Annotated in this window: 17 protein-coding genes, 2 pseudogenes and 1 riboswitch; of the genes and pseudogenes, 4 read left to right on the forward strand and 15 right to left on the reverse strand. The window is 73.5% G+C overall.

Annotated features, from left to right (window positions below):
- Positions 1–22 precede the first annotated feature (22 nt).
- From cobC to cobM, 6 genes are read right to left on the reverse strand one after another with little or no spacing between them, the layout of a single operon-like run.
- Positions 23–1,099 (reverse strand): Rv2231c family histidinol phosphate aminotransferase CobC, encoded by a 1,077-nt coding sequence (gene cobC, locus STRAU_RS18840; RefSeq protein ID WP_037660350.1) that lies wholly within the window; start codon positions 1,097–1,099, stop codon positions 23–25.
- Positions 1,083–2,024 (reverse strand): sirohydrochlorin chelatase, encoded by a 942-nt coding sequence (locus STRAU_RS18845; protein ID WP_016641957.1) that lies wholly within the window; start codon positions 2,022–2,024, stop codon positions 1,083–1,085. Before STRAU_RS18845 ends, cobC begins: the two co-directional genes overlap by 17 nt.
- A complete protein-coding gene (locus STRAU_RS18850; protein WP_016641958.1) occupies positions 2,021–2,626 on the reverse strand; it encodes a precorrin-8X methylmutase in 606 nt (201 codons plus the stop codon). Before STRAU_RS18850 ends, STRAU_RS18845 begins: the two co-directional genes overlap by 4 nt.
- Before the next feature lie 5 nt (positions 2,627–2,631).
- Complete coding sequence (gene cobJ, locus STRAU_RS18855) at positions 2,632–4,425, reverse strand: precorrin-3B C(17)-methyltransferase (protein WP_016641959.1); 1,794 nt, start codon at positions 4,423–4,425, stop codon at positions 2,632–2,634.
- Positions 4,426–4,441: 16 nt separating this feature from the next.
- Positions 4,442–5,830, reverse strand: coding sequence for a bifunctional cobalt-precorrin-7 (C(5))-methyltransferase/cobalt-precorrin-6B (C(15))-methyltransferase (locus STRAU_RS18860; protein WP_016641960.1), 1,389 nt, complete (start codon positions 5,828–5,830; stop codon positions 4,442–4,444).
- Complete coding sequence (cobM, locus tag STRAU_RS18865; protein ID WP_016641961.1) at positions 5,827–6,648, reverse strand: precorrin-4 C(11)-methyltransferase; 822 nt, start codon at positions 6,646–6,648, stop codon at positions 5,827–5,829. Before cobM ends, STRAU_RS18860 begins: the two co-directional genes overlap by 4 nt.
- A gap of 145 nt (positions 6,649–6,793) precedes the next feature.
- Between cobM and STRAU_RS18870 the strand changes: the two genes are divergently transcribed.
- Entirely contained in the window at positions 6,794–7,525 is a 732-nt protein-coding gene (locus STRAU_RS18870) for a ZIP family metal transporter (protein ID WP_016641962.1), read from the forward strand.
- A gap of 23 nt (positions 7,526–7,548) precedes the next feature.
- Here the strand turns inward: STRAU_RS18870 and cobI are convergent, their stop codons facing one another.
- The 9 genes and pseudogenes from cobI to STRAU_RS18920 form a co-directional block, all read right to left on the reverse strand.
- Positions 7,549–8,286: a precorrin-2 C(20)-methyltransferase gene (cobI, locus tag STRAU_RS18875; RefSeq protein WP_016641963.1), complete on the reverse strand. Its 738-nt coding sequence runs from the start codon at positions 8,284–8,286 to the stop codon at positions 7,549–7,551.
- Positions 8,283–9,700: pseudogene (locus tag STRAU_RS39070) on the reverse strand (cobyrinate a,c-diamide synthase). Before STRAU_RS39070 ends, cobI begins: the two are co-directional and overlap by 4 nt.
- Positions 9,694–10,302, reverse strand: coding sequence for a cob(I)yrinic acid a,c-diamide adenosyltransferase (gene cobO / locus STRAU_RS18890; protein ID WP_037660347.1), 609 nt, complete (start codon positions 10,300–10,302; stop codon positions 9,694–9,696). The pseudogene STRAU_RS39070 and the gene cobO overlap by 7 nt, the downstream one beginning before the upstream one ends.
- A pseudogene (locus STRAU_RS18895) lies at positions 10,302–12,364 on the reverse strand (putative cobaltochelatase). Before STRAU_RS18895 ends, cobO begins: the two are co-directional and overlap by 1 nt.
- A 169-nt stretch (positions 12,365–12,533) precedes the next feature.
- Positions 12,534–16,184 (reverse strand): cobaltochelatase subunit CobN, encoded by a 3,651-nt coding sequence (gene cobN, locus STRAU_RS18900; protein WP_016641968.1) that lies wholly within the window; start codon positions 16,182–16,184, stop codon positions 12,534–12,536.
- The gene (locus STRAU_RS18905; protein WP_016641969.1) at positions 16,181–17,689 is read right to left on the reverse strand and encodes a cobyric acid synthase; all 1,509 of its coding nucleotides are present in this window, start codon (positions 17,687–17,689) and stop codon (positions 16,181–16,183) included. Before STRAU_RS18905 ends, cobN begins: the two co-directional genes overlap by 4 nt.
- Positions 17,686–18,708, reverse strand: coding sequence for a cobalamin biosynthesis protein (locus STRAU_RS18910; protein ID WP_016641970.1), 1,023 nt, complete (start codon positions 18,706–18,708; stop codon positions 17,686–17,688). The genes STRAU_RS18905 and STRAU_RS18910 overlap by 4 nt, the downstream gene beginning before the upstream one ends.
- A gap of 125 nt (positions 18,709–18,833) precedes the next feature.
- Positions 18,834–18,980: riboswitch (cobalamin riboswitch) on the reverse strand.
- A 156-nt stretch (positions 18,981–19,136) separates the two neighbouring features.
- On the reverse strand, positions 19,137–19,373 hold the full coding sequence (locus tag STRAU_RS18915; RefSeq protein WP_016641972.1) for a hypothetical protein: 237 nt from the start codon (positions 19,371–19,373) through the stop codon (positions 19,137–19,139).
- Positions 19,374–19,385: 12 nt separating this feature from the next.
- A complete protein-coding gene (locus STRAU_RS18920) occupies positions 19,386–20,708 on the reverse strand; it encodes an inorganic phosphate transporter (protein WP_016641973.1) in 1,323 nt (440 codons plus the stop codon).
- A 356-nt stretch (positions 20,709–21,064) separates the two neighbouring features.
- Here STRAU_RS18920 and STRAU_RS18925 point away from each other — a divergent pair, with 356 nt between their 5' ends.
- The 3 genes from STRAU_RS18925 to STRAU_RS42775 form a co-directional block, all read left to right on the forward strand.
- Complete coding sequence (locus tag STRAU_RS18925; protein ID WP_016641974.1) at positions 21,065–21,748, forward strand: class II aldolase/adducin family protein; 684 nt, start codon at positions 21,065–21,067, stop codon at positions 21,746–21,748.
- A 147-nt stretch (positions 21,749–21,895) separates the two neighbouring features.
- Entirely contained in the window at positions 21,896–23,041 is a 1,146-nt protein-coding gene (locus tag STRAU_RS18930) for an alpha/beta hydrolase family protein (protein ID WP_016641975.1), read from the forward strand.
- A gap of 121 nt (positions 23,042–23,162) precedes the next feature.
- Positions 23,163–23,347: hypothetical protein (locus STRAU_RS42775; protein ID WP_162473225.1), on the forward strand; the 185-nt coding region annotated here is incomplete at its 3' end.

Raw genomic sequence — 23,347 nt, forward strand, 5'->3', positions numbered from 1 at the left:
GGGCGACGGACCGCTCAAGGAACTACGGGCAGAGCCCCCGCAAGGCCGACAGGAACCTGTCGGCCGTCGCGCGGTCCCGCACAGCGACCCGCACCCACTCAGGCCCCAGGCCAGGAAACGTATCGCCCCGCCGCACGGCGAACCCCCGCTCCCGCAAAACCTCCCGCACCCCGCCGCCCCCGGTGACCCGCACCAGCACAAAGGGCCCCTCCGCGGGCCCCACCACACTCACCCCGGGCACCTCCGACAGCCCGGCCACCAGATGCCGCCGCTCGGCGGCGACACGGTGCGCCACATGCCCCGCCTCCGCCAGCGCCCGAGGCGACACACACGCCTCCGCCGCCGCCAGCGCGGGCGACGACACCGGCCACAGCGGCTGCGCCCGGGACAGCTCGGCGACGAGGCCCGGGTCGGCGAGGACGTAGCCGATGCGCAGCCCGGCAAGACCCCACGTCTTCGTGAGGCTCCGCAGCACCACGAGCCCCGGCACATCGACCCGCCCCGCAAGTGCCTCCCGCTCACCCGGCACGGCGTCCATGAACGCCTCGTCCACCACCAACACCCGCCCCGGCCGGGCCAGCCGGGCGAGGTCATCCGCCCGGTGCAGCACGGACGTGGGATTGGTCGGGTTGCCGACGACGACCATGTCGGCGTCGTCGGGCACCAGGGCGGGGTCGAGCCGGAACCCGTCCTCCGCCCGCAACAGCACCCGCCCCACCACATGCCCGGCATCGCGCAACGCGGCCTCCGGCTCGGTGAACTGCGGATGCACGACGACGGGCCGCCGCACCCGCAGCGCCCGCGCAAGCAGCACAAACGCCTCGGCGGCCCCCGCCGTGAGCAGCACCCGCTCCGGCGCCACCCCGTGCCGCGCGGCCACCGCGGCCCGCGCCGCCCGCCCGTCGGGGTAGGCGGCGAGCCCGTCGAGCGACTCCGCGAGACACTGCTTCAGCCACGCGGGCGGCGTACCGGCACGGACGTTCACGGCGAGATCGACGAGCTCGTCCCGCCCCCGCACCTCCGCGTCCCCGTGATGCCGGAGATCGACCTCGGCCGCCGCGGCGGCCGCCGGGGAACCGTCCTCAGTGGGAGTGCGCATGGCTTCCGTGGTGGTCGTGACCGTGCCCATGGCCGTGACCGTGGTGATGGTGGCCGTCGTCATCGGGGTGGAAGTGCGGCTGCTGCGGCAACCCCACCTTGTCCTCGAAGCCGGGCAGCGCCACCCGGTACACGCAGGTGTCGCAGTTCATCCGCAGATCCCCGCCCACCGCCTCGCGGTAGCGCTCCATCACCAGCTCGACCAGCTCCTCCTCGGGCCCGATCACATCGGCGGACCGCACCTCGACGTCCGGGTGCGCCGACGCCCAGCCCTCGGTCTGCTGCCGCACCCGGTCCGGCAGGATGCCGGTGAACAGGAAGTACGGCAGGACCACGACGCGCCGCGCGCCGAGCGCCACGCAACGGTCGAGCCCCGACGGCACGTCGGGCGCGGCCAGCGACACGAACGCCGTCTCCACGCCCGCGTACCCGCGCCCCTCCCACAGCAGCCGCGCCGCCTTGAACACCTCGGCGTTCGCGTCGGGGTCCGTCGACCCGCGCCCCACCAGGAGCACGGTGACGTCCGCCCGGTCCTCCGGGGTGCGCACCGTGTCGCCGAGCGCCTCGTCGAGCCGCCGCTCCAGGACCTTCAGGATCAGCGGGTGCGGCCCGAGCGGACGGCCGTAGGAGTACGAGATCCCGGGGTGCCGCTCCTTCTCACGGGTCAGCGCGGCCGGGATGTCGCCCTTGGCGTGCCCGGCGGACACCAGCATCAGCGGCACCGCCGCGAAGCGTTTCACGCCCCGTTCGACGAGTTCGCCCACGGCCTCGCCGAGGGGCGGCGGCGACAGCTCGATGAAGCCGCCCGCGACGGGCAGTTGGGGGTTGCGGCGCGCCAGCTCCTGGACGAAGTCGCGGAACGCGGCGGCCCCTGCGTCGTCGCGGGTGCCGTGTCCGGCGATGAGCAGTGCGGGCGGGGTGGTCACTGGTTCTCCTCGGGTCGATCTGCGGCGGCGGGCGCCGCGGGGTGGTACAGCAGGGCGTTCAGGGCGGCCGACGCGACCGCCGAACCCCCCTTCTCGGACACGTTGCTGACGGCGGGAAGACCGCTCGCCCGCAACGCCTCCTTGGACTCCACGGCGCCGACGAAGCCGACCGGGAGCCCGATGACGAGCGCGGGCCGCGCGTCGAGCAGCAGCAGCTCCTCCAGGGCGGTGGGCGCGCACCCGATCACCCAGAGCGCGCCCGGACCCACCTCCTCGTACGCGAGCCGCACCGCGTGCGCCGAACGCGTGAGACCGGTCGCCGACTTGGCGTCCTTCAACCGGCACACGGTCTCGCGCCGCGTGATGCCGGCCGCGACCATCTCCACGTCCACGACGACGGGCGCGCCCGCGTGCAGGGCGGCGTGGCCGCGTACGAGCGACTCCTCGTCCGTGACGAGATCCCGCGCGTACTCCAGATCCGCCGCCGAGTGGATGACGCGCTCCACGACGGCCCGCGTCAGCGGCGGGAAGTGCGAGGTGTCGAGCCGGGAGCGCAGCCGCCGGAACGACTCCTGCTCGATGGGATGCACAACGCGTTCCATGACTGTCACACCCCCTGCCAGCGGTAGCCGCGCGGCGTCACCATGCGGCCCGCGATCGCGCGGGTCGCGGTGTTGCCGACGGTCACGACGGTCATCATGTCGACGCTGTCCGGGTCGAGCGCGGACAGGGTGGTCAGGCGCACGCTCTCGTCGGGGCGCGAGGCGTTGCGTACGACACCGACGGGCGTCGCCGGCGCCCGGTGCTCGGCGAGCAGCGCGAGGGACTTCGGCAGCTGCCAGTCGCGGCCCCGGCTGCGCGGGTTGTAGAACGTCACGACCAGATCCGCCTCGGCCGCCGCGCGCACCCGGCGCTCGATGACCTCCCACGGCGTGTGCAGGTCGGACAGGCTGATCGACACGTGGTCGTGGCCGAGCGGCGCGCCGAGCAGCGCGCCGGCGGCGAGCGCGGCGGTCACGCCCGGTACGCCGACGACGTCGATGTCGTCCCCGGCCTCGGCGAGCGCGGGCGACGCCATCGCGTACACGCCCGCGTCCCCCGACCCGATCAGCGCCACCGCCCGGCCCTCGCGGGCCTCGGCGACCGCGGTACGCGCCCGCTCCTCCTCGGCGCCGAGCCCCGACTCGATGACCCTCGTCCCCGGCCGCAGCAGATCCCGGACCTGGTCGACGTACTGATCGAGCCCCACGAGCACGGCGGCGCGCCGCAGTTCGTCGCGGGCGCGCGGCGTGAGCAGGTCGCGGGCCCCGGGCCCGAGCCCGACGACGGCGAGCCGCCCGCGCGCGGGCCGTCGCACGACCGCACAGGTGGCCATGGCGGGCCTGCCGTCCGCCCGCTCCGACTTCCGCTTCGGTACGAGGAGTTCACCGCCGCCGCGCAGCGCCGCCGCCTCGGCGACGGACGGCGTCCCCACGGCGGCGAGCGGCGCCCCCGACGGGTTCGGCACGTCCACCCTTGCCAGCTCCTCGGCGCCGTACGCCACCAAAGGCACCCCGAGCCGCGAGGCCGCCTCGACGATCCCCGGCTCGTCCTGCTTGGCGTCGACGGTCGCCAACTCGCTTATGCACAATGCCGAGAGTCCGGCGGTACGCAAGGAGTCCCGCACGAGCTCCAGGATCTCGTCGACCGGTGCGCCCTTGCTGGCGCCGACCCCCACGACCAGGGAGGGCGGCCGTAGCGTGACCTCGCGAAGCGAGGACGCGTGTGCACGATCGGAAACCCGCACCGTCGCCCGCTCGCGGGCGAGCTGGTCGTCCCGCTCCGGCGAGCGGTCACCATCCGGCTCTCGCTGTGGGCAATCGTCCCGCAGGGCGGGACGGGTGGGCACAGCCCCAGCCTCCGGCGCCCTCACATTTGGCGGAAGGGCAGGCAGGGGCCAGGCCAACTCCGCCTCCAGGCCGACGGGTTCCCCGTCCAACATGGCCCGGGTCACCCCGGCAACGTCCCCCTCCACGGGGAACCCGAGCATGTCGAGCCCCGGCACGGACACCGCGTCCGTAGCGGTAGTGATCACCGGCTCGGCCCCGAGCACCTCCCCGACCGCCCGAGCCAACGCATTCGCACCCCCGCCATGCCCACCCAGCAGGGCAACAGCGAACCGCCCACCCTCATCGACACAGACGACCCCCGGGTCGACCCCCTTCCCCGCGAGCAGCGGCGCGGCCAACCGCACCACGGCCCCGGTGGCGAGAAAGCACACCACCTGCTCGCACTCGCGAAAGGCCCGCTCGAACGCCTCCCGCACGGGACCCTCGTACACCCGGGTACGCGCGGGCCAGGCCGAGGCCAACCGCTCACAGGCGCCCCCGCCAGACTTCGTGCCGGAGATCAGGCCGATCACTGAACTACTCCTTCGTTCAAGGAAGTTGAGGACGAGGGCGCCGGAACCGGCGTAGCCGACCGCGTGCCCCACAGCAGGAAAACCGGGTTCGTCGCGGCCAGCCGCGTGACGTCCCCGGGCAGCGGCGCGAGCCGCGACGACTGCAGCAGCACCCCGTCGCAGTCGAACCCGGCCCCGAGCAGCGCCGCCCGCACCGCCGGCACCCGGTCGAGCGCGGCGAGCGACACCACGACGGCCCGCCGCGCCCCACGACGGCCCGCCGCGCCCGCCGCGCGCACGCGGTCACGATGGCGGGCAGTTCGCGCCCGCCGCCGCCGACGAACACGGCGTCGGGGTCGGCGAGGTCGGACAGGACGGTGGGCGCGGCCCCGTGCACGGCGAGGACGTCGACACCGTGCGCGGCGGCGTTGGCGCGGACGCGCTCGACGCCGTCGGCGGTCTTCTCCACGGCCGTCACGGCGGCGCCGAGCCGCGCGCACTCCACCGCGACGGAGCCGGAGCCCGCGCCGATGTCCCACACCAGGTCGCCGACGCGCGGCCCGAGCCGGGCGAGCGCGAGCGCCCGCACCTCGAACTTGGTGATCATCGAGTCCCGGTGGGCGAACTCGTCCTCGTCCAGGGCCCATCGGCCGGGTCCGGTCCGGGGCCCCGCGACGGTACGGGCGACATCCGTCACCGCCAGGTCCTCGTCGAGGCAGAGTACGACGCCGACCTCGCTGCCCCAGTCGCGGGCCGCGGCCTCTGCGGGCGTGACCCGTTCGACGCGTTCTCTGGCGGGGTCGCCCAGTGCGGTGGCCACGACGAGGGTGCGGGTCGCCGTGCGGCGGGCCAGTTCGGCGCCCAGTTCGGCCGGGCCGCTGCGGGGGCCCGTGAGGACGGCGACCTTCGGGTGGGCTCGGCACACGTTCACCGCCGTGCGCAGGGCGCGGCCGTGGGCGCTCACCACGACTGCGTCGTCCCAGGGCAGGCCGAGCCTCGCGAATGCGGTTGCCACGGAGGAGACACTGGGCCGGACGTCCAGGGCGTCCGGCCCGAACCGCTCCGCCAGCGCGCGCACGATGCCGAAGAAACCCGGGTCCCCCGAGGCGAGGACGACTACCCGTGCCGGGTGCGTGGGCGCCGTCGATCGGCCTTCGGCCTCGTCCTCAATCTCCCCCAAGCTCTTAATGAGCAGGGAGGGACCCCCTCGACGGGCTTGAATATCACCGCCGTCGGCCTGGACGCACCGCTCGATTGCCTTCAGCGCCGGTGCCAGCGGGCCCAGCACCACCCGTTCCACCCCCGCAGGGATGGCCGCCGCTTCAAGATGGCGGCGGCCGCCCACGACCAGGGCGGCGTCCCGTATCGCGGCCCGCGCCGGGGCGTCGAGCGGCGCCCCCGTCCCCGTACCGATGACGGTGATCATGGGCGGGGCCTCTCCGCGCGCAGGGCCGCGCGGGCCTCGGGGTCGGCCTTGCGGAAGCCGTGGAAGTGGCCGGGGTGGTAGAGGTGCGAGCGGGTGCCGTGGGCGGCCAGGGCGGGGCCGACGAGGAACAGCGTGTGCTTCCAGAGGCGGTGCTCCTTGACCGTCTCCTCCAGCGTCTCGATCGTGCAGGTGAGGACGAGCTCCTCCGGCCAGGTCGCCTGGTACGCGACGACGACGGGCGTCGACGTCGGGTAGCCGCCCTCGAGGAGCTCCCGCACGAGCTGGCCGCTGCGCGCCGCCGACAGGAACAGCGCCATCGTCGTGCCGTGCCGCGCGAACTCCCGTACCTCCTCGCCGGGCGGCATCGGCGTCTTGCCGCCGCCGAGGCGGGTGAGGATCACGGACTGGGCGACCTCGGGGATGGTCAGCTCGCGGCCCGCGATGGCGGCGACGGCCGAGAACGACGACACACCGGGCACGATCTCCGTCTCCACGCCCAGCTCGGCGCACCGGTCGAACTGCTCCTGCGTGCCGCCCCACAGCGCCGGGTCGCCGGAGTGGATCCGCGCGACCTTCAGCCCGTCCCGGGCGGCCCGCTCGTACACGGCCACGACGTCCTCCAGGGACATCACCGCCGAGTCCAGGATCTCGGCGCCGTCCCGTGCGTGCTCCAGGACCTCGGCCTGCACGAGGCTGGCCGCCCAGATCACCACGTCGGCGTCCGCGATGGCCCGGGCGGCCCGGAAGGTCAGCAGGTCGGCGGCGCCGGGACCGGCGCCGACGAAGGTCACCTTGCCGGTGGGGACGGCGTCGGCCATGGGGGAGTTCCTCTCGTACGGACTGAACTGAAGAAGGGTGGTGAAGAGCGGTGGAGCGGCCCGGGGACGGGGCCGGGGGAGTGGCCCGCGGGGCCGTGGGGCGGGGCGCGGTGCGTGGGCGGGATCAATCGGCTAGCAAGAGCGCATGGCGGTGTTCGTGGCGCTCGGCGCGTTCGTGATGACACTGGTCGGCGGCTGGACCGCGGGGCGGGTCACCGACCGGCGGCACCTGGTGCTCGGTCTCGCGGGCGGCCTGATGCTCGGCGTGGTCGGCCTCGATCTGCTGCCGGAGGCACTGGAGGCGGCCGGGGGGCCGGTCTTCGGCGTACCGGCGGCGCTGCTCCTGGCCGTCGCGGGCTTCCTGTTCGCGCACGTGGTGGAGCGGCTGCTCGCGCTGCGCCGGTCGGCGCACGGGGCGGCCGAGCACAACGGCGGCCGGGTCCCGGAGGTCGGCCTGACGGCGGCCGCGGCGATGGTCGGCCACAGCATGATGGACGGCGTCGCGATCGGCGCCGCCTTCCAGGTGGGCGGCGGCATGGGCGCGGCGGTCGCGGTCGCCGTCATCGCCCATGACTTTGCGGACGGCTTCAACACGTACACGATCACGCGGCTGTACGGGAACGCGCGCCGCAAGGCCGTCGCGATGCTGTTCGCGGACGCGGTGGCCCCGGTCGTGGGCGCGGCGACCACGCTGGCCTTCACCATTCCGGAGCAACTGCTCGGCGGCTATCTCGGCTTCTTCGGCGGCGCCCTGCTCTACCTCGCCGCGGCCGAGATCCTGCCCGAGGCGCACCACGACCACCCGGCGCGCTCGACGCTGCTGTGCACGGTGGCGGGGGCGGCGTTCATCTGGCTGGTGGTGGGCATCGCCGAGTGAGCCCCGGCCGCCACCGGCGGACCTCACAGCTTCCCGCCCCGCCCGCCGTCGCGCCGCGCGGGCGCGATGAGCGTCGACAGATAGGGCAGCGGCGCGTCGCCCAGTTCCGCGGCGGCACGGATGGACTCCTCAGGGAGCCCGAGCGCCGACCCCCACACCGCGTCCTCGGTGCGCCCGGTCTCCCGCAGCGCGGCGGCCACTTCGTGGGCGAGCCGCCCGAACTTGTACGCCACCACGGTCCCGGGCCCGGCAAGCGCGTCCTTCAGCACGGCGGCCCCGGCTGTCACCGGCACCAGCGTCAACGGCTCGGTGCCCTCGGTCAGTACGGCCCCGCTGCGCGCCGCGAGGTCCTGCATGGCGGTGATCCCGGGCACCGTCTCCACGCCGACGCCCGGCACCAGCTCCTCGATGGTCTGCGCGAGATACGTGAACGTCGAGTACACATTGGGGTCGCCGATCGTCGCGAACGCCACCGTGCCGCGCTCCCGCAGCAGCTCGGCGACCCGCTGCCCCGCCGCGTCCCAGGCCGCCTCGCGGCGCGCCCGGTCGGTGCGCTCGTTCAGCGCGAACACGACGCGTACGACCCGGTCCGCGGGCACGTAGTGCAGCACCGTCGCCTCGGCGCGGCCGCGCTCGCCCGTGTCCATCACGGGCACGACGACGACATCGGCGCCGCGCAGCGCGTTCACGCCCTTGACGGTCACGAGCTCGGGATCACCGGGCCCGACCCCGACACCGATCAGCCTGCTGCTGCCGCTCATGCCTTGCACCTCTCCACGAACCGACGGGCGATCCCGGGCTCGGCGGCCCAGTGCGTGTGCAGATAACTCGCGTGCACACTCTGTTGTACGAAACCTTCGACGCGCCGTTCAGGAGCGTGCAGCCCCCAGGCGGGAGCCGCCCCCGCGCCCGGTTCCACGACCGTGCGGTGGAACTCGTGCCCGCGCATCCGCGTGCCCGCCTCCGCGAGCACACTGTCCGACACGGCGACGGCCTCGCGATACCCCAGCGTCAGCCCCTCGGACATCCGCGCCCGCGCGTCGAGCACCCCGCACATCGGCTTCCCGTCCAACTCCCGCGCCAGATACAGCAGCCCCGCACACTCCGCGGCCACCGGCGCCCCGCTCTCCGCCAACTCCGCCACGGCTTTCCGCAACGGTTCGTTGGCGGACAACTCGGGGGCGTACACCTCGGGGAACCCCCCGCCGATGACGAGCCCCCGGGTGCCCGGGGGAAGTTCCTCGTCGTGCAGCGGATCGAACGGCACGACCTCGGCCCCGGCGGCGGCAAGCAGCTCGGCGTGCTCGGCGTAGGCGAAGGAGAACGCGGCTCCGCCAGCCATGGCGACGACGGGCGATTCTTTGCTCTGGTGCCCGTCCGGGGTGCCATTTTCAGCCCGTCCGGCGTTTGAGGACGAGGCCGAAGTCGGGAAGGGGCGGGACTGGGGAAAGCCCCGCAGGGATCCCAACCCGCACCCGACAACGGCCCCGCACCACGAGCCAACGCCAACAACGCCTCAAGGTCGCACCCATCCCGCACCTGCGAGGCCAACGCGGCCACGGACTCAAGAGCCTCGGCCCGCCGCTCGGCAACAGGCACCAACCCCAGATGCCGCGAGGGCGCCCGAACCTGCGGCACCCGCCGCAAGGCACCCAGCACCGGAACCCCGGACGAATCCAGCGCCTCCCGCAACAACTCCTCGTGCCGAGGCGACCCCACCTTGTTCAGAATCACCCCACCGACCCGGACCTCCGGATCCCACGAGGCAAACCCGTGCACCAGCGCCGCCACGGACCGCGACTGCGAAGAGGCGTCGACGACGAGCACCACAGGCGCGCGCAACAGCTTCGCGACATGCGCGGTGGAAGCCAGTTCCCCCTGCCCGGAGGCCCCGTCGTACAGCCCCATCACACCTTCGACAACCGCCAGATCACACCCACGGGCCCCATGCGCGAACAACGGAGCGACAAGCTCCGGCCCGCACATATAGGCATCCAGATTCCGCCCCGGCCGCCCGGTGGCGAGGGAGTGATACCCGGGATCGATGTAGTCCGGCCCGACCTTATGAGGCGAAACGGCGAGCCCGGTCTCCGTGAAGGCGGCCATCAACCCGGTGGCGACCGTCGTCTTCCCGCTCCCGGAAGACGGCGCCGCGACGACAAGACGTGCTACCACTCGATGCCCCGCTGCCCCTTCTGACCGGCGTCCATCGGGTGCTTGACCTTGGACATGTCGGTGACGAGGTCGGCGTACTCCACCAGCGCTTCCGGCGCGTTGCGCCCGGTGATCACCACATGCTGCGTGCCGGGCCGGGCCCGCAGCACGGACACGACCTCCTCGACGTCGATCCACCCCCAGTGCATCGGGTAGGCGAACTCGTCGAGGACGTACAGCTGGTACGTCTCGGCGGCGAGGTCCCGCTTGACCTGCTCCCAGCCCTCGCGGGCCTTGTCCTCGTTGCTCATCTCGCCGTCGGCCGGGGCACGCTGGATCCAGGACCAGCCCTCGCCCATCTTGTGCCAGTCGACGGTCCCGCCCTGCCCGCTGGCGCCGAGCACCCGCAGCGCGTTCTCCTCGCCGACCTTCCACTTCGCGGACTTCACGAACTGGAACACGCCGATGGGCCACCCCTGATTCCAGGCGCGCAGCGCGAGCCCGAACGCGGCGGTGGACTTGCCCTTGCCGATCCCGGTGTGCACGACGACGAGCGGCCGATTACGCCGCTGACGCGTCGTCAGGCCGTCATCGGGCACCACACTCGGCTGACCCTGAGGCATCAGGCAACCCTCCTCACGGAACCGGAGCCGTACGACTCCCGAACATCATGGACAAGACCGGCGATCGAGTCGGCACGCAAGTCGTCCAGCGTGACCGCGGTCCCGCCGAGCTCCCCGGCCAACTGCCCAGCGAGCCCGAGCCGCACCGGCCCCGACTCGCAGTCCACGACCACCGAGGCATGCCCCTCGGCGGCGAAGAGCCGGGCGGCGCGCCCCGCCTGGGCCACCGGCTCCACGCCGCCGGTCGCGCGGCCGTCGGTCACCACGACGACCAGCGGCCGCCGCGCGGGATCCCGCATCCGTTCCACCCGCAGCACCTCGTGCGCGCGCAGCAGCCCGGCGGCGAGCGGCGTACGTCCGCCGGTCGGGAGGGACTCCAGCCGCACGGCCGCCGCGTCCACGGACGACGTGGGCGGCAACGCCACCTCCGCACCCACTCCCCGGAACGTCACGAGCCCCACCTTGTCCCGCCGCTGGTAGGCGTCGAGCAGCAGCGAAAGCACCGCGCCCTTGACCGCGCTCATCCGCTGCCGTGCCGCCATCGACCCCGACGCGTCCACGACGAACAGCACGAGGTTGCCCTCGCGCCCCTCCCGGGTGGCCTGCCGCAGATCGTCGCGCCGCACCACGAGCCCGCGCCCGGACCGCCCGCGCGCCCGCTGATGGGGCGCCGCGGCCTGCACGGTCGCCGCCAAGTGCAGCTTCGTGAGGGCTCCTCGGGGCCGCCGCGCACCCGTCGTGCGCCCGTGCTCGGTACGCGCCCGGGACCGCCGTCCCGCCGCGCCCTCGCCGAGCCCCGGCACGCTCAGCACCTTCGTACGGAACGGCTCACCGGCCCGCACGGCCTGCTGCTCGCCCGCGCCGCCGGCCCCCGGCTGCCCGTCGTCGCCGGCCTCGGTCTGCGCGGCGCTGCCGCCGTCGCCGGTCTGCTCGGGCCCGGAGTCCTGAGGCGGCTCCCCCCCCCCGTCCCGCCCGCCGCCGCGCCACCGCCCGGCCCGCCGCCGCCATCTCCATCGGGGTCGGGGTCAGGATCGGTGTCCGGATCCTCGTCCCCCCCGAACTCCTCCAAGGTCTCGTCGAGCTTGTCCTCGTCGAGCCCGGGGGCGTCGAAGGGATTGCGCCGCCGCCGGTGCGGCAGCGCGAGCAGCGCCGCCTGCCGCACGTCCTCGGCCAGCACGTCCTCGCGCCCCGCCCACGCGGCAAGCGCGGTCGCGGTCCGCGCCATGACGATGTCGGCGCGCATGCCGTCCACCTCGAAGGCCGCGCAGGTCGCCGCGATCTGCCGCAGCGCGCCGTCCCCGAGCCGCACCCGCGGCAGCAGCGCGCGGGCGGCGACGATACGTGCCCGTACGACGCCCTCCTCCTCGGCCCACCGGCCCGCGAACCCGTCCGGATCATCGTCGTAGGCGAGCCGCCGCCGCACGACCTCCACGCGCTGGTCGGGCTCGCGGGACGCGGCGACCTCGACGGTGAGACCGAACCGGTCGAGCAACTGCGGCCGCAGCTCGCCCTCTTCCGGATTCATCGTCCCCACCAGCAGGAACCGCGCGGCATGCCGCACGGACACGCCTTCGCGTTCCACATACGAAGCCCCCATGGCGGCGGCGTCGAGCAGCAGGTCGACCAAGTGATCGTGCAGCAGATTCACTTCGTCGACGTACAGGATCCCGCGGTGCGCGTCGGCGAGCAGCCCCGGCTCGAACGCCTTCACGCCCTCGGCGAGCGCCCGCTCGATGTCGAGCGCCCCCACGAGCCGGTCCTCGGAGGCCCCGACGGGCAACTCCACCATGCGCGCGGCCCGAGCGACCCCGCCCCCGGCCTCGTGCGGCCCGTCCGGGCAGGCGGGATCGGGCGCCCCCGGAGCACAGGAGAACCGACACCCGGCGACAACGTCCACCTCGGGCAACAGCGCCGAAAGCGCCCGCACGGCAGTGGACTTGGCGGTGCCTTTCTCACCGCGCACGAGCACGCCACCGACGGCGGGGGAGACGGCGTTCAGCAGCAGCGCAAGCCGCAGATCGTCCTGCCCGACGAGGGCGGTGAAGGGATAGGGGGTGCTCACGCGACGACCTCCTGGATGTACTGGGTGTGCTGCCCGTCCGGCGTGCCCTTTTCAGCCCGTCCGGTGTTTGAGGACGAGGCCGAAGGCCGACAAGCGGGGGTCCAGGGGGCGGCAGCCCCCTGGTTACGGGAAGAAGGGGCGGGATTGGGGAGCTCCCAGCCGGGCCACATCACTCCGCACCCCCTTCAAGCTGCCCCTCAAGCTCCAAATAGGTGGCCCGCAACCGCTCCAACGTCTCCGCGTCCGGCTCCGCCCAAAGCCCCCGCTCCGCCGCTTCGAGCAACCGCTCGGAAATCCCCCGCAGCGCCCACGGGTTGGACTTCTCCATGAACGCCCGGTTCTCCGGGTCGAACACGTACTCCGCCGACAACTTCTCGTACATCCAGTCGTCGACGACCCCGGCCGTCGCGTCGTACCCGAACAGATAGTCCACGGTGGCGGCCATCTCGAAGGCGCCCTTGTACCCGTGCCGCCGCATAGCGGCCATCCACCGCGGATTGACGACACGCGCACGGAACACGCGATGCGTCTCCTCACCCAGCGTCCGCGTCTTCACCTGATCCGGCACGGCGGAGTCCCCGACGTAAGCCTCGGGGGACGCCCCCGTCAGATGCCGCACCATGGCGACCATCCCGCCGTGGTACTGGAAGTAGTCGTCGGCGTCGACGAGATCGTGCTCCCTGGTATCCACGTTCTTCGCGGCCACAGCGATCCGCTTGAACGCCGTCTCCATGTCCCCGCGGGCGGCCCGCCCGTCGAGCCCGCGCCCGTACGCATAGCCGCCCCACACCGCGTACACCTCCGCCAGATCGGCGTCCGAGCGCCAGTTCCGGGCGTCGATGAGCGGCAGCAGTCCCGCCCCGTACGCGCCGGGCTTGGAGCCGAAGATGCGGGCGGTGGCGCGCCGCCGGTCGCCGTGCTCGGCCGCGTCCTCGTCCACGTGGGCGCGTACGTAATTGTCCGAGGCGTCCTCGTCCAACTCCGCAACAGCCCGCACGGCGTCATCGATCAAGCCCACCACATGCGGGAACGCGTCCCGGAAGAACCCGGAGATCCGCACCGTCACATCGATGCGGGGCCGCCCCAGCTCGGCGACGGGCACGACCTCGAAGCCCGTGACGCGGCGCGACGCGTCGTCCCACACCGGCCGACAGCCGAGCAGCGCGAGGATCTCCGCGATGTCGTCGCCCTGCGTCCGCATGGCCGACGTGCCCCACACGGTCAGGCCCACGGACTTCGGGTACGCGCCGGTGTCGGCCAGATAGCGGGCGATCAGCGAGTCCGCGAGGGACTGGCCGACCTCCCAACTCAGCCTGGACGGAATGGCCTTGGGGTCGACGGAGTAGAAGTTGCGGCCGGTCGGCAGCACATTCACGAGGCCGCGCGTGGGGGAACCCGAAGGGCCGGCGGGCACGTAACCGCCGTTCAGGGCCCGCAGAATGTGCCCGATCTCGTCCGTGGTGCGGGCGAGGCGGGGCACGACCTCCTCGCAGGCGAAGCCCAGGACGGCGACGGCGGGCGGCAGTTCGACGCCGACGACGTCGCGGACGAGGCCGCGCACGGCGTCCAGCGCCCAGCCGCGCTCCTCCATGCCCTCGGCGAGCCGCCGGCAGAGCTGCTCAAGCAGATCGATGGCGTCCGCGGCGGTCCGCGCGGGCCCGTCGACCAGGGCCGTCAGACCGTCCGCGACCTTCACCGCGGCGCCCGGCTCACCGAGCAACTCCTTCTCGTTCAGGCCGAAATGCTCCGCGAGGCAGGCCCGCAGCCCCGGCAGCGCGTTGGCGGTGCCGCCCCACACCTGCGAGGCGCGCAGCACCGCGAGGACGAGGTTGACGCGTGCCTCGCCGACCGGCCCGCCGCCGAGAATGTGCAGGCCGTCGCGGATCTGCACGTCCTTGATCTCGCACAGATAGCCGTCGATGTGCATCACGAACTCGTCGAACTCGCCGTCGTCGGGCTGCTCGTCGACATGCAGGTCGTGGTGGAGCTCGGCGGCCTTCACCAGCGTCCAGATCTGCGCGCGCACGGCGGGCGCCTTCGCCGGGTCGAGGTCGCTGACGAGCGCGTACTCGTCGAGGAGCTGCTCCAGCTTCGCCAGGTCGCCGTACGTGTCCGCGCGGGCCATCGGCGGCACCAGGTGGTCCACGACCGTGGCGTGCCCGCGCCGCTTGGCCTGGGTGCCCTCGCCGGGGTCGTTGACGATGAACGGGTAGACGAGCGGCAGGTCCCCGAGCACGGCGTCCGGCGCGCAGCCACCACTGAGCCCAAGTCCCTTGCCGGGCAGCCACTCCATCGTCCCGTGCTTGCCCATGTGCACGATCGCGTCGGCGCCGAACGTGTTGTCCAGCCAGCGGTACGCGGCCATGTAGTGGTGGGACGGCGGCATGTCCGGGTCGTGGTAGATGGCGATGGGGTTCTCGCCGAAGCCGCGCGGCGGCTGGATCATCACGACGACGTTCCCGAACTGGAGCGAGGCGAGCACGATGTCGCCGCCGTCCACGTACAGGTTCCCCGGCGGCTCGCCCCACGCTTCGAGCATGCCGTCGCGCAGCTCGGGGTCGAGCGTGTCGAACCACGCCTGGTAGTCGGCCAGCGGCACACGCGCGGGCGCGGCGGCGAGCTGCTCCTCGGTGAGCCACTCGACGTCGTGGCCACCGGCGTTGATGAGGGTGTGGATCAGCTCGTCACCGTTGTCGGGGTGGCCGTGGACGCCGTAGCCCGCGTCGCGCAGGGCGTCGAGGACGCGGATCGCGGAGGCGGGGGTGTCGAGGCCGACGGCGTTGCCGACGCGGCTGTGCTTGGTCGGGTAGGCGGTGAAGACGACGCCGAGCTTTTTCTCCGCGTTCGGCTTGTGCCTCAACAGGCCGTGGCGTACGGCGATTCCGGCGACGCGGGCGGCCCGCTCGGGGTCGGCGACGTACACCGGTACGTCGTCGGGGCCCTGCTCCTTGAAGCTGAACGGGACGGTGACGATGCGCCCGTCGAACTCCGGGATGGCCACCTGCATGGCGGCGTCCATGGGGGAGAGGGCCGCGTCGGACGCCTCCCAGGCGGCGCGGGACGACGTGAGGCAGAGACCTTGCAGGACGGGGATGTCCAGGTCGGCGAGCGCGCCGATGTCCCAGGCTTCCTCGTCGCCGCCCGCGCTCGCCTCGGAGGCGTGCGTGCCGCCCGCGGCGAGGACGGTGGCGACCAGCGCGTCCGCGCGCCCGAGGATCTCGTACAGACCGGCGTCCGCGCCGCGCAGCGAACCGCAGTACACGGCAAGGGCGTTGGCGCCCTTCGCCTCGATGGCGTCGCACAGCGTGTCCACGAACGCGGTGTTCCCGGAGAGCTGGTGCGCGCGGTAGAAGAGCACGCCGACGGTCGGCCGCCCCTCGACGTGCGCACGCTCCCCGTGCACCCCGTACTCGGGCATCTTCCGCGGCTCCGCGAAGCCGTGGCCGGTGAGGAGCACGGTGTCGGACAGGAACCGCTCCAGCTCCACGAGGTTGTCGGGGCCGCCCTCGACGAGATAGCGCAGCGCCTCGGCCACCACGCCCGCAGGGACGGACGACTCGGCCATCAGCTCGGCGTCCGGCACGGCCTCGCCGCCGAGCAGGACGGTCGGGATCCCGGCCGCCTTCAGCGCGGCGAGCCCGTCCTCCCAGGCGCGCTTGCCGCCGAGGAGGCGTACGACGGCGATGTCCGCGCCGTCGAGGAGCGCGGGCAGTTCCTCGCGCACGTCGACGCGCGCCGGGTTGCCGATGCGGTACGCCGCACCGCAGGCGCGGGCCGCGAGCAGGTCCGTGTCGGCGGTGGACAGAAGCAGGACTGTCATGAGGGTGCCCCCGGTGCGATGAAGGGGAGACCGGACGGAGCGCCGGTCTCGATCAGGCGCAGCAGCGCGTCGGTGTCCGCGTGTTCTTCGATGAGGTCGCCGAGGAGGTCGAGCTGCTCCTCGCGCAGCGCGGCGAAGCCGGTGTCGGGCGCGGGCACGAAGCGGCGGCCCGCGGCGCGCGCGACCTCGGTGAGGAAGCGCCGCCGGAACGCGTCGCTCTCCAGCGAGCCGTGCCAGTGGGTGCCCCACACGGCGCCGACCCGGCAGCCGTCCAAGAAGGGCTCCCCGCCCAGGACATCGGCGACGCCGTGATGGATCTCGTACCCCTCGACGTGCTCGCCGAGGGCCGAACCGACGGGCCGCGCCAGAGTCTTGTCCTTGTGGAACCGCACGCGTACGGGCAGCAGTCCGAGCCCGTCCACGGTCCCGGCCCGCGACTCGACGTCGTCCTCGATCCGCTCGCCGAGCACCTGGAAGCCGCCGCAGATGCCGAGGACGGGGCGCCCCTCGGCGGCCCGCCGCGCCAGCGCGTCCGCGAGGCCGCGCTCCCGCAGCCACTCCAGGGCGCGCACGGTCCCGCGCGTGCCCGGTACGACGACGAGGTCCGCGTCGACGAGTTCCTCGGCCCGGTCCACGAACCGCACCACGACGCCGGGTTCGGCGGCCAGCGCGTCCACGTCGGTGAAGTTGGACATCAGCGGCACCGCGCACACGGCGACGCGCAGCACGTCCTCGCCGACGGGCGCGGCCACGACGGACTCGCGCACCGCGCCGCGCAGCGAGACCCGAAGGCCGTCCTCCTCGTCGATGCCGAGCCCGTGCCGGAACGGCAGCACGCCGAAGGTGCGCCGCCCGGTGAGGTCGCGCAGCATGTCGAGCCCGGGTTCGAGCAGCGACACGTCACCGCGGAACTTGTTGACGAGGAACCCGGCGACCAGCTCCTGGTCGGCGGGGCTCAGCAGCGCGACGGTCCCGAAGAAGGAGGCGAAGACGCCTCCACGGTCGATGTCACCGACCACGACGACCGGGAAGCGGGCGGCGCGCGCGATGCCCATGTTCACGATGTCGGTACGCCGGAGGTTGATCTCGGCGGGACTGCCCGCCCCTTCACAGATCACGGCGTCATACGTGCCCCGAAGCTGTTCCAGGCATCCCACGACGGTGTCGAGCAGCGCCTGTTGCCGGCCCCCGTGATAGCCCCGGGCGCTCATCTCGCCCACGGGCTTCCCCATGAGCACGACCTGGCTCGACCGGTCGCTGCCCGGCTTGAGCAGCACGGGATTCATCAGCGCGCTGGGCTCGACCCGGGCGGCCTGCGCCTGCATGGCCTGCGCCCGCCCGATCTCGGCGCCCTCGCGCGTGACGAACGAGTTCAGCGACATGTTCTGCGCCTTGAACGGCGCGACGGAGACTCCCTTGCGGGAGAGCCACCGGCAGATCCCGGCGGTGACGACACTCTTCCCGGCATCGGAGGTGGTCCCTGCGATGAGTAGCCCGCCGCTCATGAGCACCCCCCGAGCCGCTTGCCACGGCGGGGCGTCTGCTCGTGCCGCTGCCGCTGTGCCCACGGCGCGGGGCGCCCCTTGGTCACACGTCCACCCCGTGCAAGGTCGACGGCAACCGCAACACCCAGGGCAAGCCAGCCAACCCGACGGGACAACTTCACAGCCCGCTCAATGTCCCCCACGGCGACGGGCCGCCCCCCACCGTTGAGGACGGGGCGGTGCTCAACGCGCCCTGCGTAGGACAGCGTGCCCCCCAGCCGCACCCCCAACGCCCCCGCGAAGGACGCCTCGACGACGCCCGCGTTGGGGCTCGGATGCTGGGCGGCATCGTGCCGCCACGCCCGCACCGCCCCCCGCGGCGCCCCCCCGGCGACCACGGCGAGCGCGGCGGTGAGCCGGGCCCCGGGCCACCCCAGGACGTCGTCGAGCCGGGCGGAAGCCCACCCGTACCGCCGGTACTTGGCGGACCTGTGCCCCACCATCGCGTCGAGCGTGTTGACGGCCCGGAACCCGAGCAGCCCCGGCACACCCCCCACGGCACCCCACACCAGCGCGCCCACGACGGCGTCGGACGTGTTCTCGGCGACGGACTCCACCACGGCCCGGGCGATCCCGTCGGCGTCCAGCGCCTCGGGGTCACGCCCGCACAGGTGCGGCAACCGCTCACGGGCGACGTCCACGTCTCCGGCGGCGAGGGCGCCCCCGACGGCACGGGCCTCCCGCCCGAGGGAAGTCCCCCCGACGACGGCCCAGGTGGCGGCGGCGGTCAGCCCGACGGACGCGGCACGGGAGCGGCGCCCGGCGAGCGAGGCGAGCACACCGGCGCCGACGGCGCCCCCGGCGCACACCAGGGTGTGCAGCGCGCCCCACCCGCGGTGGTCGCGCCACAGCACCCGCTCGACGGCCCCCGCGGCACGGCCGAACGCGGCGACCGGATGCCCCCGGCGAGGGTCGCCGAGGAGCAGGTCACCGAGGAGGCCGGCGGTGGCGCCGTACGCGAAGTCGCGATCGGCACGCATGGGGTCAGCCCGCCGTCACGCCGAGCGGAGTGGTCGGGGGGAACGGCACCCGCGACAGGGCAGGGACCGGCAACGGGCGGCCGCGCATGGCGATATGTCCTCACTCAGGGTGTCCGCGCCCTGGTTCGACGAGACCGGCGGTGAGAGTTCCTGGCTCCCGGGGACCGTGTTCGGATCACCCGGTGACAGTGGCGGGACCGCGCCGGATTCGCACCGGCTTCCTCTCCTGCCGCCGTAATTGGCTCCGGCAGTCCACCACGGCCCGCGACGCCCGTCAACTCGCTGTTGACCTGCGACGGGAGAGTGTGCGGAGGTACACACGGGGACGGGGTTCACGGCCGGTCGGGAGGAACGCCGAACGCCCTGTGGGCGGCGACCGTCGGGAGAACGGTCGCCGCCCACAGGGCGTTTGACGTGGTGCGGTCGTGTCAGACGACGATCAGCGAGATCCCGTACGCCACCGCCGCCGCGCACAGCGCGAAGCACGCGTACGCGCCCACGCGCGCGGGGAGCGCGGCCGTGGCGCCACCGGCCGCCCGTGCCTCCCGGGCCTGCTCCTGCTTGGAGAGGCCGACGATGCCGAGCGTGAACAGGCCCACGAGGGCGACGGTCACCGCGAGGCTGACTCCGAAGACGGAGCCCAGAGCTGCCCAGTCGATCTTCATGCTGCTTCTTCCTTAGACCGTGGCGGGCCGGGCGGAGTCCGCCACGGCCGTGGCGGACGCGGCGGACGCGGGCGAGAGGGTCATCTGGACATCGGCAGCGACATCGGAGTCGGTGGCGGTGCCCTCGGCGGTCGTGGCCACCGGACCCGCGGGCGGCGGGGTGACGGCGGCGATCGCGGTGGTCACGACGCCCGCGGGCTCGGCGTCGGCACCGGTGGCACCGGGGGTGCCGATCTCGTCGGCCGTGACGTTCGTGTGGTCGACCGGCTGGCGGCGCGAGAGCGACCAGATGACGGCGGAGCCGCCGATCAGGAGCGCGGCCGTGGTGGCGATGCCCCAGGTGCCCTGCTTGGTGAGGAGCTCGGCGCCCGCGCCGACCAGGCCGGCGGCCGGCAGCGTCAGGCCCCACGCCACGAACATCCGCGTCGCCGTGGACCAGCGGACCACGCCGCCCTTGCGGCCGAGGCCCGCGCCCATCACGGCACCGGAGCAGACCTGGGTGGTGGAGAGCGAGAAGCCGATGTGCGAGGAGGCGAGGATGGCGGTCGCGGCGGACGTCTGCGCGGCGAAGCCCTGCGGCGGGGCCAGCTCGGTGAGGCCCTTGCCCATGGTGCGGATGATCCGCCAGCCACCGAGGTACGTGCCGAGCGCGATGGCGACACCGGCCGAGACGATGACCCACATCGGGGGGTTCGCGCCCGGGTTCAGCACGCCGCCGGTGATGAGGGCCAGCGTGATGATGCCCATCGTCTTCTGGGCGTCGTTCGTGCCGTGGGCGAGCGAGACGAGTCCGGCGGAGGCGATCTGGCCCGCGCGGTAGCCCTTCGAGGTGGCCTTCTCGTCGGCGCGGCTGCTGATCTTGTACGTCAGCCGGGTCGCGAGCGTCGCGGCGATGCCGGCGACGAGCGGGGCGGCCACCGCGGGGAGCAGCACCTTGGTGACGACGGTGCCGCCGTTGACCGAGGACCAGCCCATCGACATCACGGCGGCGCCGATGAGGCCGCCGAACAGCGCGTGCGAGGAGCTGGACGGCAGGCCGAGCAGCCAGGTCAGCAGATTCCAGAGGATCGCGCCCACCAGGGCCGCGAATATCACTTCGGTCTTCAGACCGTCTTCGTTGATGATGCCGCCGGAGATCGTCTTGGCGACTTCGACGGAGAGGAACGCTCCGACGAGGTTCAGCACGGCGGACATGGCCACCGCCGTCTTGGGCTTGAGAGCGCCGGTCGAGATGGTCGTCGCCATCGCGTTGGCTGTGTCGTGGAAACCGTTCGTGAAATCAAACACGAGAGCGGTAACGATCACGATCCCGAGGAGAAGCGTGATGTGTTCCATTTACCCAGGCTTCTGTTGGACGTCAGTGGCTCGTGGAACGTAGGCAACCTGAGTGAACGGAAAGTGAACTGGATTGGGCTGTGCGGTGACCCGATGTGGGTTGTCGCCACTCCACATCCTTCCGGCATACACCAGAGGGTGCGGCGGGGCGAAGGCGTGAGCCCTACGGGGGCCCGGAATTAGGCCGTCCGTGGCCCTTCCGGCCGACCCCGGACGAACTGCCTGAGCTGGTGCTTCGACCCGTCGAAGAGATCCTGATCACCTGGCGGGGCGCCGCCGCTGCCGTGCCGCCGGATCCGGCCGGTTCCCGCGCACCTCCGCCGGGCCGCCGGGGCCCCCTCTGGCAGGATCGCCGCATGACTGAGCAGCGGCACGACACCACGGCGGGGGCGGGGCGCGAGGCGGTCGCGCGGGCCTGGGACGAGCTGGTCGCCACGGCCCGCAGGACCGTGACGGACGGCCTGGTCGTCGGCACCTCGGGCAATGTCTCCGTGCGCGTCGGCGACACCGTCCTCGTCACGCCGAGCGGCGTCGCCTACGACAAGCTGACGCCCGCGGACGTCCTCGGCGTCGACCTCGACGGCAACCGGCTCATCGGCGGCCTCGCCCCGACCAGCGAGCTGCCCATGCACCTGGCGATCTACCGCGCCACGGGCGCCGGAGCCGTCGTCCACACCCACGCCGTGCACGCCACCGCCGTCTCCACCCTGGTCCCGGAACTCCCCTCCGTCCACTACATGACCGCCGCCCTCGGCGGCCCCGTCCGCGTCGCTCCCTACGCTCTCTACGGCACCGACGAGTTGGCCGAGAACATGCTGCACGCCCTGCGCGACCGCTCGGCCTGCCTGCTGCAGAACCACGGCACGATCGCCTACGGAGACACCCTCTCCCAGGCATTCGACCGCACCGCCCAACTGGAGTGGATGTGCCGACTGTGGCTCACGGCGAGCGCGGTGCCCGGCCACGCGCCCTCGCTCCTGTCCCTGGACCAGCTCCGCGAAACGGAGGAGAAACTGAAGGGGTACGGCCAGCGCACGTAAGCCCGTCCGGCGTTTGAGGACGAGCCGCGAAGCAAGGGGGTCCAGGGGGCGGAGCCCCCTGGTTACGGGAAGGGGCGGGATTGGGGAAAGCCACCCACTGGCGCCCGCCCACTGGCCCCGCCGCCCCACCCCGCGGACACTGATTCCGTGCGCCCAGCCAAAGCGACGGCCACCGCCGTCACCACCGCCACCGCCGTCCTAGGCGCCACCGCCGCCCTCGCCGTCGCGGCCGGCCGCTACGCCAGCGACGCCGCCCTCAAGGCCCCCGCGGGCCGCCCCCTGCCGACGGAGCCCCGCCTGACCGTGCACTCCACGGCCGCAGGCCAGATCACCCTCACCCGCGCGCTGGCCTCCCAGCGCCCCGGCCGCTACGGCCTCAGCGGCAACGGCTGCCACGCCGTGGTCGGCCCGGTCCTCGACACCGCCCCGCACGAGGCCGACTCGGTCGTACGCCGCCTCGAACGCGTCACCCACGGCACCCTGGACCCCGGCGCCCGGGTCTGGCTCACCCCCCAGGTCCACATCGGCGACCCGCACGCCGCACTCGGCATCGACCACGCCGACGTCGACATCCCGGGCGAACTCGGCCCGCTGCCCGCCTGGTTCGTGCCCGGCAGCCGCGACACATGGGTGATCACCGTGCACGGCCTCGGCACGACGCGCGAACACCCGATGGTCGTCATGGACTTCCTGAACCGTCAGCAGCTGCCGGTGCTCGACCTCGCCTACCGCGGCGACCTGGGCGCGCCCCGCTCGCCGGACGGGCTCGGCCACCTGGGCGAGACCGAGTGGCGCGACCTGGACGCCGCCATCCGCTACGCGGTGCGCTACGGCGCGCGCGACGTCGTCCTGTACGGCTGGTCCACCGGCGCATCGATGGCCCTGCACGCCGCCGCCCACTCCGGCCTCCGCGACCGCGTCAGCGGCCTGATCCTCGACTCGCCGGTGCTCGACTGGGAGGCCACGCTGCGCGCCCTCGCCACGGCGCGCCGCACCCCGGCCGCGCTGCTCCCGCTGGCCGTGCGCGCCGCCCAGGGCCGCACCGGCCTGCGCGGGGACCGCGTCGCCGCCATCGCCGCCGCCGACCCCCGTGCCCTGAGGGTGCCGACGCTCATCCTGCACGGCCCCGGCGACGCCGTGGCCCCCTGGGGCCCGTCCCGTCAACTGGCTGGAAAGCGACCCGACCTCGTCACCCTGCACACCGTTCCGGATGCGCCCCACGGCGCCATGTGGAACGCCGACTCCGCACGGTACGAAGAGGCGCTGCGGCGCTTCCTCACCCCCTTGATGTAGGCGCTGCGACCGCCTCCTCACCCCTGGGCGTGACGGTCCGCGACCGCCGTGGCGCGCGTGCGCCGGGGCGCCGCCGGGATTCCGTTTGGGTTTTCGGACCGCCAGCAGGAAGACTGCTCCCGTGACGTCCCGTATCCCGCGCGACTCCCGGCTCCACCTCGTCCGCACACCGTCCCCGAAGGCCGAAAGGCGAACGGAGGCGGAGCGCGGCCGACCGCGCAGTCCGCTCGGCGCCCCCGGCGCGGTGACCCAGCGCCGTTCGCGCCGTCCCGCGCCCCCGCCGCCGGAGGGCACGCCCGCACCCGC

The sequence above is a fragment of the Streptomyces aurantiacus JA 4570 genome, assembly GCF_000414115.1.
In the GTDB taxonomy this organism is placed as follows: Bacteria; Actinomycetota; Actinomycetes; order Streptomycetales; family Streptomycetaceae; genus Streptomyces; species Streptomyces aurantiacus_A.

Coding starts and splice junctions, on each gene's coding strand:
- cobC (WP_037660350.1), bottom strand. CDS start 1,099: ATGCGCACTCCCACTGAGGACGGTTCCCCGGCGGCCGCCGCGGCGGCC.
- STRAU_RS18850 (WP_016641958.1), bottom strand. CDS start 2,626: ATGGAACGCGTTGTGCATCCCATCGAGCAGGAGTCGTTCCGGCGGCTG.
- STRAU_RS18860 (WP_016641960.1), bottom strand. CDS start 5,830: ATGATCACCGTCATCGGTACGGGGACGGGGGCGCCGCTCGACGCCCCG.
- cobM (WP_016641961.1), bottom strand. CDS start 6,648: ATGGCCGACGCCGTCCCCACCGGCAAGGTGACCTTCGTCGGCGCCGGT.
- STRAU_RS18870 (WP_016641962.1), top strand. CDS start 6,794: ATGGCGGTGTTCGTGGCGCTCGGCGCGTTCGTGATGACACTGGTCGGC.
- cobI (WP_016641963.1), bottom strand. CDS start 8,286: ATGAGCGGCAGCAGCAGGCTGATCGGTGTCGGGGTCGGGCCCGGTGAT.
- cobO (WP_037660347.1), bottom strand. CDS start 10,302: ATGCCTCAGGGTCAGCCGAGTGTGGTGCCCGATGACGGCCTGACGACG.
- cobN (WP_016641968.1), bottom strand. CDS start 16,184: ATGACAGTCCTGCTTCTGTCCACCGCCGACACGGACCTGCTCGCGGCC.
- STRAU_RS18905 (WP_016641969.1), bottom strand. CDS start 17,689: ATGAGCGGCGGGCTACTCATCGCAGGGACCACCTCCGATGCCGGGAAG.
- STRAU_RS18910 (WP_016641970.1), bottom strand. CDS start 18,708: ATGCGTGCCGATCGCGACTTCGCGTACGGCGCCACCGCCGGCCTCCTC.
- STRAU_RS18915 (WP_016641972.1), bottom strand. CDS start 19,373: ATGAAGATCGACTGGGCAGCTCTGGGCTCCGTCTTCGGAGTCAGCCTC.
- STRAU_RS18920 (WP_016641973.1), bottom strand. CDS start 20,708: ATGGAACACATCACGCTTCTCCTCGGGATCGTGATCGTTACCGCTCTC.
- STRAU_RS18925 (WP_016641974.1), top strand. CDS start 21,065: ATGACTGAGCAGCGGCACGACACCACGGCGGGGGCGGGGCGCGAGGCG.